This is a genomic window from Streptomyces sp. NPDC031274, assembly GCF_055570235.1.
Genome location: NZ_JBVIHP010000009.1, coordinates 208,567 through 224,140, shown reverse-complemented (window position 1 = coordinate 224,140; position 15,574 = coordinate 208,567). Strand labels below are relative to the sequence as shown.

At 71.5% G+C, this 15,574-nt stretch carries 15 protein-coding genes; 9 read left to right on the top strand and 6 right to left on the bottom strand.

What is annotated here, in order from left to right:
* The first annotated feature begins 56 nt into the window (after positions 1 to 56).
* Together ACZ5CR_RS17200 and ACZ5CR_RS17195 are read left to right on the top strand one after the other, a co-directional pair.
* Positions 57 to 200, top strand: coding sequence for a hypothetical protein (locus tag ACZ5CR_RS17200; RefSeq protein ID WP_468858124.1), 144 nt, complete (start codon positions 57 to 59; stop codon positions 198 to 200).
* Between the two features lie 133 nt (positions 201 to 333).
* On the top strand, positions 334 to 1,545 hold the full coding sequence (locus tag ACZ5CR_RS17195; protein ID WP_468858123.1) for a methyltransferase: 1,212 nt from the start codon (positions 334 to 336) through the stop codon (positions 1,543 to 1,545).
* Here the strand turns inward: ACZ5CR_RS17195 and ACZ5CR_RS17190 are convergent.
* From ACZ5CR_RS17190 to ACZ5CR_RS17180, 3 genes are all read right to left on the bottom strand, one after another.
* Positions 1,451 to 2,545 carry an LLM class flavin-dependent oxidoreductase gene (locus ACZ5CR_RS17190; RefSeq protein WP_468858121.1) on the bottom strand — a complete coding sequence of 365 codons (1,095 nt, stop codon included), beginning with the start codon at positions 2,543 to 2,545 and terminating at the stop codon, positions 1,451 to 1,453. The two genes, ACZ5CR_RS17195 and ACZ5CR_RS17190, sit on opposite strands and share 95 nt — an antisense overlap.
* Positions 2,545 to 3,138 (bottom strand): SRPBCC family protein, encoded by a 594-nt coding sequence (locus ACZ5CR_RS17185; RefSeq protein ID WP_468858120.1) that lies wholly within the window; start codon positions 3,136 to 3,138, stop codon positions 2,545 to 2,547. Before ACZ5CR_RS17185 ends, ACZ5CR_RS17190 begins: the two co-directional genes overlap by 1 nt.
* Positions 3,139 to 3,319: 181 nt before the next feature.
* On the bottom strand, positions 3,320 to 3,817 hold the full coding sequence (locus ACZ5CR_RS17180) for a winged helix-turn-helix transcriptional regulator (protein ID WP_468858118.1): 498 nt from the start codon (positions 3,815 to 3,817) through the stop codon (positions 3,320 to 3,322).
* Positions 3,818 to 4,040: 223 nt separating this feature from the next.
* Here ACZ5CR_RS17180 and ACZ5CR_RS17175 point away from each other — a divergent pair, with 223 nt between their 5' ends.
* The 3 genes from ACZ5CR_RS17175 to ACZ5CR_RS17165 all read left to right on the top strand — a co-directional run bounded on the left by ACZ5CR_RS17175 (position 4,041) and on the right by ACZ5CR_RS17165 (position 7,552).
* The gene (locus ACZ5CR_RS17175; protein WP_468858116.1) at positions 4,041 to 4,901 is read left to right on the top strand and encodes an AAA family ATPase; all 861 of its coding nucleotides are present in this window, start codon (positions 4,041 to 4,043) and stop codon (positions 4,899 to 4,901) included.
* The gene (locus ACZ5CR_RS17170) at positions 4,898 to 6,352 is read left to right on the top strand and encodes a VWA domain-containing protein (protein WP_468858115.1); all 1,455 of its coding nucleotides are present in this window, start codon (positions 4,898 to 4,900) and stop codon (positions 6,350 to 6,352) included. Before ACZ5CR_RS17175 ends, ACZ5CR_RS17170 begins: the two co-directional genes overlap by 4 nt.
* Before the next feature lie 63 nt (positions 6,353 to 6,415).
* On the top strand, positions 6,416 to 7,552 hold the full coding sequence (locus ACZ5CR_RS17165; RefSeq protein ID WP_468858113.1) for a M20 family metallopeptidase: 1,137 nt from the start codon (positions 6,416 to 6,418) through the stop codon (positions 7,550 to 7,552).
* On the opposite strand, the gene ACZ5CR_RS17160 is transcribed toward ACZ5CR_RS17165, so the two are convergent.
* The 3 genes from ACZ5CR_RS17160 to ACZ5CR_RS17150 all read right to left on the bottom strand — a co-directional run bounded on the left by ACZ5CR_RS17160 (position 7,530) and on the right by ACZ5CR_RS17150 (position 10,686).
* Positions 7,530 to 8,390 (bottom strand): ABC transporter ATP-binding protein, encoded by an 861-nt coding sequence (locus ACZ5CR_RS17160; protein WP_468858112.1) that lies wholly within the window; start codon positions 8,388 to 8,390, stop codon positions 7,530 to 7,532. The genes ACZ5CR_RS17165 and ACZ5CR_RS17160 overlap by 23 nt on opposite strands.
* A 5-nt stretch (positions 8,391 to 8,395) precedes the next feature.
* The gene (locus ACZ5CR_RS17155) at positions 8,396 to 9,466 is read right to left on the bottom strand and encodes a FecCD family ABC transporter permease (RefSeq protein ID WP_468858239.1); all 1,071 of its coding nucleotides are present in this window, start codon (positions 9,464 to 9,466) and stop codon (positions 8,396 to 8,398) included.
* Positions 9,467 to 9,597: 131 nt separating this feature from the next.
* Complete coding sequence (locus tag ACZ5CR_RS17150) at positions 9,598 to 10,686, bottom strand: FecCD family ABC transporter permease (protein ID WP_468858110.1); 1,089 nt, start codon at positions 10,684 to 10,686, stop codon at positions 9,598 to 9,600.
* Positions 10,687 to 10,842: 156 nt separating this feature from the next.
* Here ACZ5CR_RS17150 and ACZ5CR_RS17145 point away from each other — a divergent pair, with 156 nt between their 5' ends.
* The 4 genes from ACZ5CR_RS17145 to ACZ5CR_RS17130 are packed head-to-tail and all read left to right on the top strand — an operon-like array spanning position 10,843 to position 15,556.
* On the top strand, positions 10,843 to 11,862 hold the full coding sequence (locus ACZ5CR_RS17145) for an ABC transporter substrate-binding protein (RefSeq protein ID WP_468858108.1): 1,020 nt from the start codon (positions 10,843 to 10,845) through the stop codon (positions 11,860 to 11,862).
* Complete coding sequence (locus ACZ5CR_RS17140) at positions 11,859 to 12,644, top strand: 2,3-dihydro-2,3-dihydroxybenzoate dehydrogenase (protein WP_468858107.1); 786 nt, start codon at positions 11,859 to 11,861, stop codon at positions 12,642 to 12,644. Before ACZ5CR_RS17145 ends, ACZ5CR_RS17140 begins: the two co-directional genes overlap by 4 nt.
* A 39-nt stretch (positions 12,645 to 12,683) precedes the next feature.
* Positions 12,684 to 13,904: an isochorismate synthase DhbC gene (gene dhbC, locus ACZ5CR_RS17135; protein WP_468858106.1), complete on the top strand. Its 1,221-nt coding sequence runs from the start codon at positions 12,684 to 12,686 to the stop codon at positions 13,902 to 13,904.
* Entirely contained in the window at positions 13,901 to 15,556 is a 1,656-nt protein-coding gene (locus ACZ5CR_RS17130; protein WP_468858105.1) for a (2,3-dihydroxybenzoyl)adenylate synthase, read from the top strand. The genes dhbC and ACZ5CR_RS17130 overlap by 4 nt, the downstream gene beginning before the upstream one ends.
* Positions 15,557 to 15,574 lie beyond the last annotated feature (18 nt).

Genomic DNA, 15,574 nt, shown 5'->3' with positions numbered 1-15,574 from the left:
CGCTGCGGGTGGTCGCTTCGAGGGCGGATAAATCGATTGCCCGGCTGTGTTTCCCCATGAGAGATTCACTGTTCCGCGCGGCGCGTCTGTTCGACGCCCGCCTCCTCAAGGAGTCCGTCATGACACTCGGCACGGTGCCCGGCCTGGTGCTCGGCGACCCCTCCCGCGCTTCGACGCGGGAGCCGCACCACCTGACCTGACCGGCCTGTGATCTGATAGCCCTGTGGTCTGACCGGCCCGTCATCTGACCGGCCCGGCCCTGAGCCGGACCACCCCCGCTCCTCGTCGAAGCGCTGATCGTGCCCCCGCACGTTCACTCCCTGAGGAGTACTTGTGTCCGAGACCCGCTGGATCCACTGGATCGACGGCGACGGCGAACACACCGCCCGCTGGCAATCCGAGACCGGAATGCCGGCACCCCGCCATGTCGTCCCCGCCGACGACCGCATGAACGCGTCCACCGCCCACCGCCTGACCTGCGAAGGCACCGCCCTCCTTTGGCAGGGCGACTACCACCAGGCGCGCCAGCTGCTGCGGGCGCTCGGCCGCCGGATCGACCGCACGGCGCCCGCGGTTCCATCGGAGACCTCGTCCGCGAACGCGGCCTTCCACCTCCAGCGCCGCGCCAGTGGCCACCGGGCCCGCGTGCTCGGCAGGCTCCTCGTGCCGCTGGGCGCGGACCACACGCTCGCCCTGCGCAGGGCGCCGGACGTCCGGGCCGCCTGCGAGGAGGCGTACGGCCCGCAAGGTCCGACGCCCTCGGTGGTGTCACTGCGGGAGCTGCTCGGCGTGCTGGGCGCGCACCAGTGGCGTACGAAGGGCGTGGACGTCTCTGCGATCGGCGCCCGGATCCACCCGCACTACGGGGTGTTCTCACCGGTCAGGGGCGAGTACGTCGACCTGGTGGCGCGGGCACCCCTGCCCCGCCCCGCGTCGCACGGCGGCCCCGCCTTCGACCTGGGCACCGGCACCGGCGTCCTCGCCGCGGTCCTGGCCCACCGAGGTGTGAGCCGCGTCGTGGCCACCGACAACAACCCCCGCGCGGTGGCCTGCGCGCTCGCCAACATGAGCCGACTCGGCCTGACCCGGCAGGTGGAGATCACAGGCGGCGACACGCTCTTCCCGCCGGGCCGCGCGGGCCTCGTCGTATGCAATCCCCCCTGGCTTCCCGCAAAGCCCAACTCGGCGCTTGAGCAAGGCGTGTACGACCCCAAGGGCAGCATGCTCCACGCCTTCCTGACGGGCCTGGCCGCCCATCTGCTGCCCGGCGGCGAAGGCTGGCTGATCATGTCGGACCTGGCCGAGCACCTGGGTCTGCGTGCTCCCGGTGAACTCCGCGCGGCCATCACGGCGGCGGGCCTGCACGTCGCGGACCGCATCGACACCCGGCCCGACCACCCCCGGGCCTCCGACGCCACGGACCCCCTGCACGCGGCCCGCGCCGCCGAGGTCACGTCACTGTGGCGCCTGACGCCGGAGCGGCCTGAGCACTCCCCTGCCCCTCCACATCGCGCACAAGATCGATCGCCCGTCCCAGCGTCGTGAGCCGCGCCTCCAGGCTCTCGCCCGCCGGGTAGAAACGGACCGTGTCCACCCCCGCGTCACGCCACACCCTCAGCCGCTCGCGGACCATGTCCTCGGTGCCGATGAGGGTGGTGGCGAGGACCATGTCGTCGGTGATCAGGGACGCGGCGCCGTCGCGGTCGCCCGACTGCCAGCGGGTGTGGACCTCGGCTGCGATATCGCCCCAACCCTGCCTGCTGTAGGCGTTGTTGTAGTAGTTGGTGGTGGCGGAGCCCATGCCGCCCAGACTGAAGGCGAGCTCCTTCTTCCGGGCCGCGACCATCGTGCGCAGCGCGTCCTCGTCCTCGGCGAAGGCCACTTCGGCGCCCTGGCAGATGTCCAGGTCGCCGCGGGTGCGGCCGGAGGCGGTGAGACCCGCGTCGAGGTGGTCGAAGTAGGCCTCCTTCGCGCCCTCGGGGACGAAGCTCGTGCCCAGCCAGCCGTCGCCGATCTCGCCGGTCAGGCGGAGCATCTTGGGCGAGAGGGTGGCCAGGTAGACGGGGAGTTCGTGCTCGGCCCGCATGGAAAGGCGCATGGGTTTCGCCTCGCCGCCGGGCAACGGGAGCGTGAACTCCCGTCCCTCGTACGAGATCTTCTCCCCGGTGGCCGCCCGGCGGACGATCTCCACGGTCTCCCGCATCCGGGTGAGCGGCCGCGCGAACGGCACTCCGTGCAGGCCTTCGATCACCTGCGGTCCCGACGGGCCGAGCCCGAGGAGGAAGCGGCCGTCGGAGATGTTCGAGAGGGTGATCGCCGCGCGGGCGATGGCCGCCGGGGTCCGGGTCGCGAGCTGGATGATGCCGGAGCCGAGCAGCATGCGTTCCGTGCGCGCGGCCAAGTAGCCGAGCGGGGACGGCGCTTCGGAGCCCCAGGCCTCGGCCACCCAGCAGATGTCCATCCCCAGCTTCTCGGCCTCGGTGACGAAGTCGACGGTCTCCCGCCAGTTCGCGCCGGACGCCTCGATGGTCGTCGACGTGCGCATCAGGCGCCCACCTCTCCGGAACCGGGAGCGGCTGAAGCGGCTGAAGCGGCGGGAGTGGCCTGAGCAGCGGTAGCAGCGGGAGCGGCGCCCTCGGCCAGTTTCTTGATCGCTTCCAGCGTGGCCGCCATGTTCTGCTCGAACTCCCGCATCCGTACGTACACGATCTTCTGTTCCTTCTCCGGCATCCGCTCGATCGCGTACGACAGACCCGAGCGGCCAGGGCCCATCCGCATCCACTGGGTGAGCTCGGTGCCGCCGTCGTCCGTCGCGGTGAGGCTGAACCGCCAGACGGCGCTGGGCTGTTCGGGGTCCTCGACCGCCCAGGCGAACACGCGCGGGGCCTCGCACTCGACGACGTACGACGTGGTCTGCCACGCTCCGAACGACGCATGCTCACTGTGGCCGGTGAACCGGGCGCCGAGCGCGGGCCGGGCCGTCCCGTCCAGCCACTCGACCGACGTGAGTTCCGTGCTCAGCGCGGGCATCAGGCCGATGTCGGAGACGAGCTCCCACACGCGTTCCGGTGACGCGGCGATCCGTGTGCGCACCTCGACCGTCGGCCTGTCCGCGTAGCGCGCGCCTGTCCACTCCATCGTGGTTCGCCTCTCTGCAGTCGTTCTTGTAGTCGATCCCGTGATCGTTCCTGTGATCGTGCCTGTGATCGCTCCTGTAGCGGCTGACCATGAGAGTTGCGTAGATAGACTCACTCGTCAAGGGTGAGGCGGCCAGAGGAAGACAGTGAGTGACAGCGGGTGACAGGGAGGTCAGCCGGAGTCAGCGGTTGAAGCGCTCCCGGATGTCCGGCCGTTCGGCAAGGCGCGCCGGGTAGCCGGGGCCGAGGCGCGGACGCGTGTCGGCGGCCGACATCGGCTCCTTGCAGTGACCGCAGACCACCTCGGCCTCGCCCTCGTGCCCGCAGCGGTCGTGCTCGAAGACGACCGGCGCCCCGTCGTCACCGCTCAGCCAGCGGTTGCCCCAGCTGTTCATCACGGCGAGCACGCCGAAGAAGTCGCGGCCCTTCTCGGTGAGCACGTAGTCGTAGCGGACCGGCTCGCTCTGGTAAGCGCGCTTCTCCATGAGACCCTCGTCGACGAGGCGGCGCAGCCGGTCGGTCAGGGTGTTGCGCGCGATGCCCAGCTCCTGCTGGAAGACATCGAACCGCTTGATCCCGTAGAACGCCTCGCGCAGCACGAGCGGGGTCCACCAGTCGCCGAGCAGGTCCATGGTGCGGGCGATGGAGCAGGGCCAGTCGGCAAAGGAGGTCCGCCTCATGCCGCAAGGATACGAGAAGGGACCACGAACTGAAGTGGGTCTCGGAACCGGACTCAGCAGACCGCAGCGGGTGAGCGGGTACCGACGCGGGCCCACGTGACGTTCGACGCAAACGCGGCGGCACCGTTGTGGAGGGGCCCGACGGACTGATCGAGTGGCGGGAGCCGCTCTGCCCGACGCCCGAAAAGCGATCGCATCTCACCCGCACAAGCCGGAGGCCCCGTTGCTCTTCTCATCAGTGGACGATGTCGCCACGCGGCTCGCCGAGACGGGCTATCTGGCCTCGACGGCCGTCGCCACCACCGTCTTCCTCGCCGACCGCCTGGGCAAACCGCTGCTCGTGGAGGGCCCCGCGGGCGTCGGCAAGACCGAGCTCGCCAAGGCCGTCGCCGAGGTCGCGGACGCGCGCCTGGTCCGGCTCCAGTGCTACGAGGGCGTGGACGAGTCCCGCGCGCTCTACGAGTGGAACCACGCCAAACAGCTCCTGCGCATCACCGCGGGCCGCGACGAGTCGTGGGACGAGACGCGCACCGACATCTTCAGCGAGGAGTTCCTGCTCCCGCGTCCGCTGCTCACCGCCATCCGCGGCAGCGAGCCGAAGGTGCTCCTGATCGACGAGACCGACAAGGCGGACGTCGAGGTCGAGGGCCTTCTCCTCGAAGTCCTGAGCGACTTCCAGGTCACGGTCCCCGAACTGGGCACCATCACCGCGACGCGCCGCCCCTTCACCGTCCTCACCTCGAACGCGAGCCGCGAGCTCTCCGAGGCGCTGCGCCGCCGCTGCCTCTTCCTCCACATCGGTTTCCCCGAAGAGGAGTTGGAGCGCCGCATCGTGCGCCTGAAGGTGCCCGGACTCGACGACGCGCTCGCCCGGTCCGTCGTCCGCGTGGTCGGCGCGCTGCGCGCGATGGACCTGCGCAAGGTGCCGTCGGTCGCCGAGACCATCGACTGGGCCCGTACGCTGCTCGCCCTCGGCGCCGACTCCCTCGACGAAGATGTCGTACGAGACAGTCTCGGCGTCGTCCTCAAGCATCAGGACGACATACTGAAGGCGGCGGCCAAGCTGGACCTGGACTCCGTGTGAGCGCGACGGCCACCGGAGCCGGAGTCCCGGAGCGTCTCACCGCGCTCGTGCAGGCGCTGCGCTCGCACGGCATCCGGATCGGCACGGGCGAGACGGTGGACGCCGGTCTCGCCCTGGAGGCGCTCGGTCTGGCCGACCGGGAGCGGGTACGGGAGGGACTCGCCGCCGCTCTGCTGCACAGCGAGGGGCAGCGCCCTGTGTTCGATCCCGTCTTCGATCTGTACTTTCCGCGGGCGGTAGGCACTCCGGACGCGCTGGACGGCTTCTCCGGCCCGGGGCGAGAGTTCGACAGGGACGACCTGCGCGATCGCCTGGCCGCCGCGCTCGCCGCCAACGACCAGGCGCTGCTCGCCCAGTTGGCGGCCGAGGCGGTCGACGGCATGGGCGGATACGGAACGCGTCCGGGCTCCGGAGGGACGGGCGGGGCGGGCGGGGCGGGCGAGTCGGGCAGTTCAAGCGGTTCGAGCGGTTCGGACGGGTGGTCGTCGCACCAGACACTCTCCCGGCTCCGCCCGGAGACCCTGCTCGCCCGCATCCTGGCCGGTATCCGCCAGGGAACCGACGAGGACGAGTTCACCGACCGCCTCACCGCCGACGAGATCCGCCGCCGCATCGAGAGCTTCCGCGACGCGGTACGCACCGAAGCGCGCCGCCGGGTCGCCGAGCGGCGCGGCGCGGACGAGATCGCCCGGCGCGCCATCGCCCCGACCGCCGACCGCGTCGACTTCCTCATCGCGGGCCGCGCCCAGCTCGACGATCTGCGCCGGACGGTCCAGCCCCTGGCCCGCAAACTGGCGACGCGTCTCGCCGCGCGCCGCCGCCGCGCCGCACGCGGCCGGATCGACCTGCGCAGGACGCTGCGCGGGTCGCTCTCCACGGGCGGCATCCCTATGCGCCCGGTCCTGCGGCGGCGACGCCCCGCACGGCCCGAACTGGTCCTCCTGTGCGATGTGTCCGGCTCGGTCGCGGGCTTCGCCAACTTCACGATGTTGCTCGTCCAGGCGCTGCACGACCAGTTCAGCAAGGTGCGGGTCTTCGCCTTCGTCAACCGCGTCGACGAGGTGACCGACCTCATCGCGCGGGGCACGGCCGACCCCGAGGGTCTGAGCGGCCGCATCGTCTCGGGAGCGGCGGTCACCGGGTACCACGGCAGCAGCGACTACGGCTCCGCCCTGGGCGAGTTCGCCGAGCGCTACGCCGAAGCGGTCTCTCCGCGCTCCACGGTCTTCGTTCTCGGTGACGCCCGCACGAACATGAGCGACCCGAACGTCCCCGCCCTGCGCACCCTCGCGTCCCGCGCCCGCCGCGTGTACTGGCTCAACCCGGAGCGCCACGCCCAGTGGCAGACGGGCGACTCGGCGGCCGGCACCTACGCCGAGCTCGTCGAGATGTACGAGTGCCGCAACGCGCGGCAGCTCAGCGCTCTGATCGGGCGGTTGCTGCCGGTCTGACCTGGTGTGCGGCCGACCGTAGGCTGTCCGGACGGGGGTCGGCGGCAGTGGCGAGGAGGACGCGTGGCAGGCGACGGGCTCAAGGAGGAGATCCGGGCGCGGATCGGCGAGGTGCGGGAAGAGCTCGTCGGGCTCAGCCGTCGGATCCACGCCCATCCGGAGATCGCCTTCGAGGAGCGGCAGGCGGCCGGGTGGTGCGCGGAGGTGCTGCGCGGGCACGGGTTCGCGGTGACCGCTCCGGCGTACGGGCTCGACACCGCCTTCGAGGCGACGCTGGGCTCGGGGCCCGTGACCGTGGCGCTGGCCTGCGAGTACGACGCGCTGCCCGGCATGGGGCATGCCTGCGGGCACAATCTGATCGCCGCGGCGGGCGTGGGGGCCGCCCTCGGTCTTGCTCCGGTCGTCGATGAACTCGGGCTCACCGTACGCGTGTTGGGGACTCCTGCCGAGGAGAGCGGTGCCGGGAAGGCGCTCCTTCTCGACGCCGGGGCCTTCGACGGGGTCGACGCGGCGATGATGGTGCATCCGTGCCCGTTCGAGGTGGCCGACTTCCACTCGTACGCGATGGGGGCGCTGTCGGTGACGTACACCGGCAAGTCCGCGCACGCCGCACTCAACCCGCAGGACGGACGCAACGCGGCCGACGCGCTGACCGTGGCGCAGGTGGCCGTCGGACTGCTCCGGCAGCAGCTGCCCGGGGAGTGGAAGGTGCACGGGATCACCACCGAGGCCGGGACGGCGCTCAACGCGATTCCGGAGCGGGCGACCGCCGCGTACGCGCTGCGGACGCCGTCCGTGGAGGAACTCCGCGAGCTGCGGGAGCGGGTCGCGGACTGCTTCCGGGCGGGGGCGCTCGCGGCCGGGTGCGCGGTGGAGCTGGAGCAGCCCGCGCCCGATTATCTCGACTTCCGGTCCGACGCCGGGCTCGTGGCGCTGTGGGAGGCGAACGCGCGCGCCCTGGGGCGGCCCCAACCGCAGCGGCGCGGGCCTTTCGCGTCCACGGACATGGGCAACGTCTCGCACGTCGTGCCGTCCATCCACCCCGTGCTCGACATCAGCGGGGGCGGCTGCGGCCCGCACCAGCCGGAGTTCGCCGCGGCGGCCGCCACCCCGATCGCCGAACAGGCCATGGTCGACGGGGCGGTGGGGCTCGCGTGGACTGCCGCGGACTTCGCCGTCAGCCGGTCGGCGTCTTCGTAGTCGGCGTTCGGTTTGTCGTCTTCGTCGTCGGCGTCTGGGTGGTCGTCTTCGTCGTCGGCTTCGCGGTCATCGTCGGTACGACCACCGGGGAGCCGTCGCCCGGCGCCTGAAGGATGTCCGCGTCGATCCCGTACAGCTCCTTGACCAGCTCGGCGGTCACCACATCGCGGGCCGGGCCGTTCGCGACGATCTTGCCCGCGTTCATGGCGATGACGGTGTCGGCGTAACGGGCGGCGCTGGCCAGGTCGTGCAGGACCATGACGACGGTGCGGCCCGCGGCGGCCACCTCCCGCACCAGGGAGAGGACTTCGACGGCGTGGCCGAGGTCCAGGGCGCTGGTCGGCTCGTCGAGGAGCACGATCGGCGTCTGCTGTGCGAGGACCATCGCGAGCCAGCACCGCTGACGCTGGCCGCCGGAGAGGTGGTCGAGGCGGCGCGTGGCGAGGTCCGCGGTGCCGGTGGCTACGAGGGCCTCGCGCACGGCGTCCTCGTCATCGCGCGACCACTGGCGGAACAGGCCCTGGTGCGGGTGGCGGCCGTAGCGGACGAGTCCGGCGACCGTGACCGCTTCGGGGGCCTGCGGCGACTGGGCGAGCAGCGCGATGCGGTGGGCCGCGCGGCGCTGGGTGAGCTGCCACACGTCCTCGTCCCCGGCGCGTACCGTTCCCGAACTCGGCTTGTGCAGCCGGGAGATGGAGCGAAGGAGCGTCGACTTGCCGCAGCCGTTGGGGCCGACGATGGCGGCGACCTGTCCGCTGGCGATGGTCAGGTCGACGCCGTCCACGGCGGCCGTGTGGCCGGGGTAGCCGGAGGTGAGCGCCTCGACGGTCAGTTGCACGGGGGTCAGGCCTTTCCGGTCTGCTCGGAGTTTTTGCCGAAGAGGACCCAGAGGAGGAAGGGTCCGCCGAGGACGCTGGTGATGACGCCCACCGGGATCTCCACGGGGGCGACGACGCGGCCCAGTGCGTCGGCGGCGCCCACGAGAGCCGCGCCGACCAGGGCCGAGCCGATGATCGGGACACGGGTCGGGCCGCTGAGCCGGGTGGCGACGACGGGTGCGGCCAGCGCGACGAACGCGATCGGTCCTCCGATGCCGACGGCCACGCCGGACAGGGCGACGGCGAGCGCGAGGGTCACGGCGCGGACGCGGCGGACGTTGACGCCGAGGGTGGCAGCCATGTCGTCGTCGAACCGCAGGAGTTGCAGGCGGCTTCCGGCGACGAGGGAGAGCGGTACGAGGACGAGCAGGATGAGCGAGAGCGGCGTGCCGACACTCCAGTCGCGGCCGCTGAGCGAGCCGACGGTCCAGAGGAAGACGCCGCCCGCGGTGTTGTCGTTCTCGCGGGACATGACGAGGTCGGTGACGGCGCCGATGACGGTGGAGACGCCGATGCCCACGACGAGGATCCGGTATCCCCCGCTGCCGGCGCCGCCCGCGCAGGCGACGACGACCATGGCCGCGACGGCGGCGCCGAGGGGCCCGAGCCACCAGTCGCCGATCATGCCGGTGGACGAGCCGACGACGGAGGCGACGACGGCCGCGGTGGCTCCTTCGTTGACGCCGATGATGTCGGGGGTGGCGAGCCGGTTGCCCGCGAGCGTCTGGGTCAGGCACCCGGCGATTCCGAGCGCCGCGCCGACCATGAGCCCCACGGCGATCCGCGGGAGCCGGAAGTCCCGCACCAGCATGACGGTGGCGGAGTCGCCGGTTCCGAGCAGCCCGGAGAGGCTGTCGGAGAAGCTCATTCCGGTGGAGCTCGCGAAGGTGGCGAGGGCGACGACCATCCCGATCGCCAGCGTGAGTCCGACGGCGGCGAGGGCGCTGCGGTACGGGAAGAGCCAGGAGAAGGTCCCGACGCGGACGGCGGTGGAGTCGGGCGGGGTGACGTCGGCCCGATCCTGGGCGGTTTTCAGAACCTCCTCCGGAGTCCCCGACTCCGTGCCCTCTGCCTCCGGAGTCCCCGACTCGGCGCCCCCTGTCTCCGGAGCTCCCGACTCGGCGCCCTCTGTCTCCGGAGCTCCCGCCTCCGGTATCTCCTGGGTGCTCACGCGGCGACCCCCGCCGTGGACATCCGCTGCGACCGCGCGATCCAGATGAGCAAGGGGCCTCCGATGAAGGCGAGAAGCACACTCACCGGGGTCTCCCAGGGACGGATCACGATCCTAGCGAGGAGATCGGCGGCGATCATCACGTTCGCGGCGACCAGCGCGGAGAGCACCAACTGGCCTGCCATACGGGGGCCGGTGACGGCGCGTGCCGCGTACGGGGCGAGCAGGCCGAGGAAGGCGATGGGCCCTGCGAGGGCGACCGCCGACCCCGCGAGCAGGGTCACCGCCGCCGCGACGACCAGGCGGATCCGCCCCGGGTGGTGGCCAAGGGAGCGTGCGCTGTCGTCGCCGAGCGCGAGGGCGGAGAGCGGGCGTACGCAGCAGAAGGCGATCAGGAGTCCGACCGCGATCAGCGGGATCAAGGGGCAGGTCTCCGACGTCTTGATCCCCGCCAGCGAACCGATGGTCCAGTAGCGGTAGGTGTCGAAGGTGGCCTGCTCACCAAGGAGGACGTACGACGTCATGCCGTGGAACGTCGCTCCGAGCGCCGATCCGGCGAGGACGAGCCGCAGCGGCGAGCCCGCGGCACGCCCGGACGCGGCGAGCAGCAGGACCACCGCGCTCGCGGCCATGCCGCCGGCCAGGGCCCACACCAACACGCCGTAGGCCGAGGTCACTTCGAAGTAGGTCAGGCCGATCACGACGCCGAGCGCGGCCCCCGAGTTGACCCCGAGGAGGCCCGTCTCGGCGAGCGGGTTGCGCGTGACGGCCTGCAGGAGACAGCCCGCAGCGCCGAGGGCGATGCCGACCAGGGCGCCGGCGAGCGTACGCGGAAGGCGTACGTCCATGACGGCGAGCCGGATCTGGGCGTCGTCCCGCGCGGACGGGTCCCCGGTGAGGAAGTCCCAGGCGCGGCCCATCGGCGTCGACCCGGACCCGACCAGGAGGGAGAGCAGACCGAGCAGCAGGAACAGGACGACGAGGGCGGCAGCCGCCCACAGCGTGGGGCGGTGCGTGTTCGCCAAGCCCGGTATCGGAGGTCTGGATCCGGACGTTGGATCCCTGCCCTCTTGCGCAACCAACATGAAGTTAGCCTAACCTAACCTTGACCTGGAGCCCCGAGTCGAGGCGTCGGCGAACTCCCTGCCCCTGCAGGGGTAATTCGTCATGCCCCGACACGGCCAGGGATGACCCTTATGTCCGGACTGACCCCCGGACTCAGAAGCATGGAGATCACGGACATGTCCTCGAACCACGCCCCGCGTACCCGGCTGACCGCGATCGCGGCCCTCACTCTGGCCTCCGCGCTCGCCCTCTCCGCCTGCGGTTCCGACTCGTCCGACGACTCCGGCTCCGGCTCCGGCTCCGGCTCCGGCTCCGGCTCCAGCTCCAGCGACAAGGCGAAAAACGGCGCGAAGAACGTCACCGTCACCGACGCCTCCGGCGCTGAGGTGAAGGTTCCGGCCAATCCGAAGAAGGTCGTCGCGCTGAGCGAGATGGACCTTGACTCCGCCCTCGCCCTGAAGGTCGAGCCCGTCGGCCTCTCCGCGGGCAGAGGCCAGAAGGGCGCCCCCGAGTATCTGGCCGACCAGGCCAAGGACATCCCGGTCGTGGGCGCTGTCACCGGACCGGACATCGAGAAGGTCCTGCAGGCCAAGCCGGACGTCATCCTCGCCGGACAGCTCGCCGACCAGCAGGTGCTCGGACAGCTCAAGGAGATAGCACCGACAGTCGTCACGATCGACAGGACCAAGGACTGGAAGAAGTCCCTGGAGCTCACCGGCGAGGTGCTCGGCAAGTCCAACGAGGCGAGCGCGTTCCTCAAGGACTACGACACCAAGGCCGCCGCGGTGAAGAAGAACCTCGGCGACAACTCGGGCGCGAGCGTCTCCGTGGCGCGCTACTCCGCCAAGGGCACTGCCGTGATGCAGCAGGGCGTGTTCATCTCCGACGTCCTGAAGGACCTGGGCTTCAAGCGGCCCGGCATCCAGAACAAGAAGGGCGAGGGTCACTCGACGCCGCTCAGCGACGAGGACCTGAAGCAGATCGACGCCGACTGGCTGTTCATCGGCACGCTCGGCTCCGCGGGTCCGGACGCCGACCTCTTCAAGGAACTGAAGGGCAAGGCCGCCTACAAGCAGCTCGACGCAGTCAAGAAGGACCACACCACCGAGATCGACGGCTCGAAGTGGACCAGCCTCGGCGGCGCGCAGGCCGCCGTCTCCGTCCTTCAGGACGTAGAGAAGGCGATGGGCAAGTGACCTCCGGCATAGCCGACTTGGAGCTCGCGGGGCGGGTGGCCCTGGTCACCGGCGCGGGCCGGGGCATCGGACAGGCAGTGGCCCGCGCGCTCGCCGAACGCGGCGCGCGGGTCGTGGCCGCCGACCGGTCGCCCGACGTGAAGGAACAGACTGAGGGCGGCCGCATCACCGGCACGGTCCTCGACGTCACCGACGCGGCGGCCGTGGACGCGGCGTTCGAGGAAGTCGAGCGCACCGCGGGGCCGTTGGACATTCTCGTCAATGTGGCGGGCATCCTGCGGCCCGCCCCGGTCGTCGAACTCACCGACGCCGACTGGGCGGAGACCTTCGCCGTCAACACGAACGGTGTCTTCCACACCTCGCGCGCCGCGGCCCGCCGCATGACCGCGCGGGGCAGGGGATCCATCGTGACGGTCGGCTCGAACGCAGCGGGGGTGCCCCGCACCCGGATGGCCGCGTACGCCGCGTCGAAAGCCGCCGCCACGATGTTCACCAAATGTCTGGGCCTGGAGGTCGCCCGCGACGGCGTGCGCTGCAACGTCGTGTCACCGGGCTCCACCCACACCGACATGCAGCGGCAGCTGTGGACGGGCGACCACGAGCAGGCCGCCGCCCGTGTCATCGAGGGCGACTCGGCCTCGTACCGGGTCGGCATTCCGCTCGGCCGGATCGCCGACCCCTCCGACATCGCCGACGCGGTCGCCTTCCTGGTCTCCGACCGGGCGCGGCACATCACCCTGCACGACCTGTACGTGGACGGCGGCGCCACCCTGCGCGCCTGAAAGCCGCGCCGCCCTCCCCTACTTGACGAGGAGTCACCCGTGACACCCCCCAACGACGTGGTCGCACTCGCCGCCCCCACCACCCCCGGGGCCGTCGGCGCGGCAACCGCGCTGCTCGACGCCTACCGACCCGGCGACACCCGGTTCTTCGCGTCGCCCACCCGCACTCTCCTCGCCCACGGCACGGCTGCCGAAGTACCGCACGACGAGCGGCCGTTGACGGAGCGGGTCGCCGCAACGCTCGACGCACAGCGGCGCGCGGGCAATCAGGCCCCCGTCGTGGTGGGCTCCATCCCCTTCGACCCCACCGCGCCCGCCGTGCTCGCCGTGCCCGAAGCGGCACGCTGGGCGCCCGCGCTGCGCACCGACCCGCTCGTCGCGCTGCCCACCGAGCCGCCCGCCACGGCCGGTGGCTGGCAGGTGCGTGAAGTGCCGTCGGGCGAGGAGTACGCCGCTTCGGTCGAGTCGGCGGTGGCGCGCATGAAGGGCGGCGAGTTCGACAAGGTCGTCCTCGCCCGCACTCTGGAGCTGTCCACGGACAGCCCGCTCGACCTGCCCGCCATGCTTCAGCGCCTGGCCCGCCGCGATCCGCGCGGCTACTCGTTCGCCGTGCCCACGGGCGCGGGCCGCACTCTCCTCGGCGCGAGCCCGGAACTGCTCGTCTCGCGGCACGGAACCCGCCTGACCGCCAACCCCCTGGCAGGTTCGACGCCCCGCTCCGCGGACCTCGCCGAGGACGTGCGCCGGGCCGCCGCGCTGCTCGAATCGGCGAAGGACCTGCACGAGCACGCCGTGGTCGTGGACGCCGTGCACAAGGCCCTCGCACCCTTCTGCACCGACCTCGATGTGCCGGAGCGGCCCACCCTGGTCCGCACCGCCACCATGTGGCACCTGTCGACGACCGTCACCGGCGAGCTCGCCGAACCGGCCGTGTCCGCACTGGAGTTGGCCACCGCCCTGCACCCGACCCCGGCCGTGTGCGGCACCCCGACCGGGCACGCCCGTGACGTCATCGGCCAGCTGGAGCCGTTCGGCCGCGGGCACTACACCGGCATGGTCGGATGGAGCGACGCGCGCGGCGACGGCGAGTGGGTCGTCACGATCCGCTGCGCGGAGGCCGAGGAGACGGAGAGCGGCAGCGGACGGCTGCGGCTCTTCGCGGGCGCGGGTGTCGTGGCCGACTCCTCGCCGGAGGCCGAACGCGCCGAGACGGGCGCCAAGTTCCGTACGTTCCTGGATGCGGTGGGGGTCGACCGATGACGACGACAGACAGCCACAGGGCGGACGGCCTGAGGGCAGACAGCCGCAGGGACGCGCCACGTATCCCCGAGGTCTTCGCCGAGCGGTATCGCGCCGCCGGGTATTGGCGTGGCGAGACGTTCGGCGGCATGCTCCGCGAGCGCGCCGACGCGCACCCCGCCCGGGTCGCGATCACCGATGGGGCCCGGTCCTGGACGTACGGCGAACTGGACGTACGCGCCGATCAGCTGGCTGCCGGATTCGCCGCCCGCGGCATCACCAAGGGTGACCGGGTCGTCGTCCAGCTGCCGAACGTCGCCGAGTTCTTCGAGGTGATCTTCGCGCTCTTCCGGATCGGCGCCCTGCCGGTCTTCGCGCTGCCCGCGCACCGCGAGACGGAGATCCACTACTTCTGCGAGTTCACCGAGGCCGTCGCCTACGTCATCCCTGACCGCCTCGGCGGCTTCGACCACCGCGACCTCGCCTCGAAGGTCCGCGCCGAAGTCCCCACGCTGCGCGACGTGTTCGTCGTGGGCGACCCCGGAGTGCACACGGCGCTGTCCGACGTGCCGTGCGAGCCGACCCCGATCGACGCCCCGGTGCCGTCCGACCTCGCGTTCCTTCAGCTGTCGGGCGGCAGTACGGGCGTACCGAAGCTGATCCCCCGCACCCACGACGACTACATGTACTCGCTGTGGGGCTCGAACGAGATCTGCGGTGTGACGGAGGACTCCGTCTACCTGGTGGCGCTGCCCGCGGCCCACAACTTCCCTCTGTCGTCGCCGGGTTCGCTGGGCGTGCTCTACGCGGGCGGCCGTGTCGTGATGTGCCCGCAGCCCGATCCGGACACCGCGTTCCCTCTCATCGAGCGGGAGCGGGTGACAATCACGGGTCTGGTCCCGCCGCTCGCCCTGGTGTGGACGGACGCGGGGCGCTCGACGCCGTACGACATCTCCAGCCTGGAGGTGCTCCTGGTGGGCGGCGCCAAGTTCAGCGAGTCGGCGGCGCGCCGGGTCACACCGGCGCTCGGCTGCACCCTCCAGCAGGTCTTCGGCATGGCCGAGGGCCTGGTCAACTACACGCGTCTGGACGACCCGGCCGAGCTCATCGTCACCACGCAGGGCCGCCCGATCTCCCCGGACGACGAGGTCCGCATCGTCGACGACCTCGACCAGGAAGTGCCGGACGGCGAGCCGGGCCATCTGCTGACCCGCGGTCCGTACACCATCCGCGGCTACTGGCGCGCCCCCGATCACAACGCCCGCTCGTTCACCGCCGACGGCTTCTACCGCACCGGCGACATCGTGAGCCGCACCCCCACCGGGCATCTGGTGGTGGAGGGCAGGGCGAAGGACCAGATCAACCGCGGCGGCGAGAAGATCGCACCGGAGGAGGTCGAGAACATCATTCTCGCCCACCCCCACGTCCATGACGTGTCGGTCGTCGCCGTGCCCGACGAGTACCTCGGCGAGCGGACCCTCGCCTACGTCATCCTGCGCGCGGACGCCGAGCCGCTGACGCCCGTCGTCATCAAGAAGTTCGTACGGGAACGCGGTCTCGCCGCCTACAAGGTCCCCGACCGGGTCGAGTTCGTGACCGTCTTCCCGCAGACCGGCATCGGCAAGATCAGCAAGAAGGACCAGCGGTCGACCGCCGCCGCTCCGGGCAACTGACCGGGCATCTCCGCGGCT

Bases quoted from the DNA above. Each gene is read 5' to 3' on its own strand.
- ACZ5CR_RS17180 (WP_468858118.1), bottom strand. From the start codon at position 3,817: ATGAGGCGGACCTCCTTTGCCGACTGGCCCTGCTCCATCGCCCGCACC.
- ACZ5CR_RS17150 (WP_468858110.1), bottom strand. From the start codon at position 10,686: ATGTTGGTTGCGCAAGAGGGCAGGGATCCAACGTCCGGATCCAGACCT.
- ACZ5CR_RS17200 (WP_468858124.1), top strand. From the start codon at position 57: ATGAGAGATTCACTGTTCCGCGCGGCGCGTCTGTTCGACGCCCGCCTC.
- ACZ5CR_RS17185 (WP_468858120.1), bottom strand. From the start codon at position 3,138: ATGGAGTGGACAGGCGCGCGCTACGCGGACAGGCCGACGGTCGAGGTG.
- ACZ5CR_RS17130 (WP_468858105.1), top strand. From the start codon at position 13,901: ATGACGACGACAGACAGCCACAGGGCGGACGGCCTGAGGGCAGACAGC.
- ACZ5CR_RS17145 (WP_468858108.1), top strand. From the start codon at position 10,843: ATGTCCTCGAACCACGCCCCGCGTACCCGGCTGACCGCGATCGCGGCC.
- ACZ5CR_RS17190 (WP_468858121.1), bottom strand. From the start codon at position 2,545: ATGCGCACGTCGACGACCATCGAGGCGTCCGGCGCGAACTGGCGGGAG.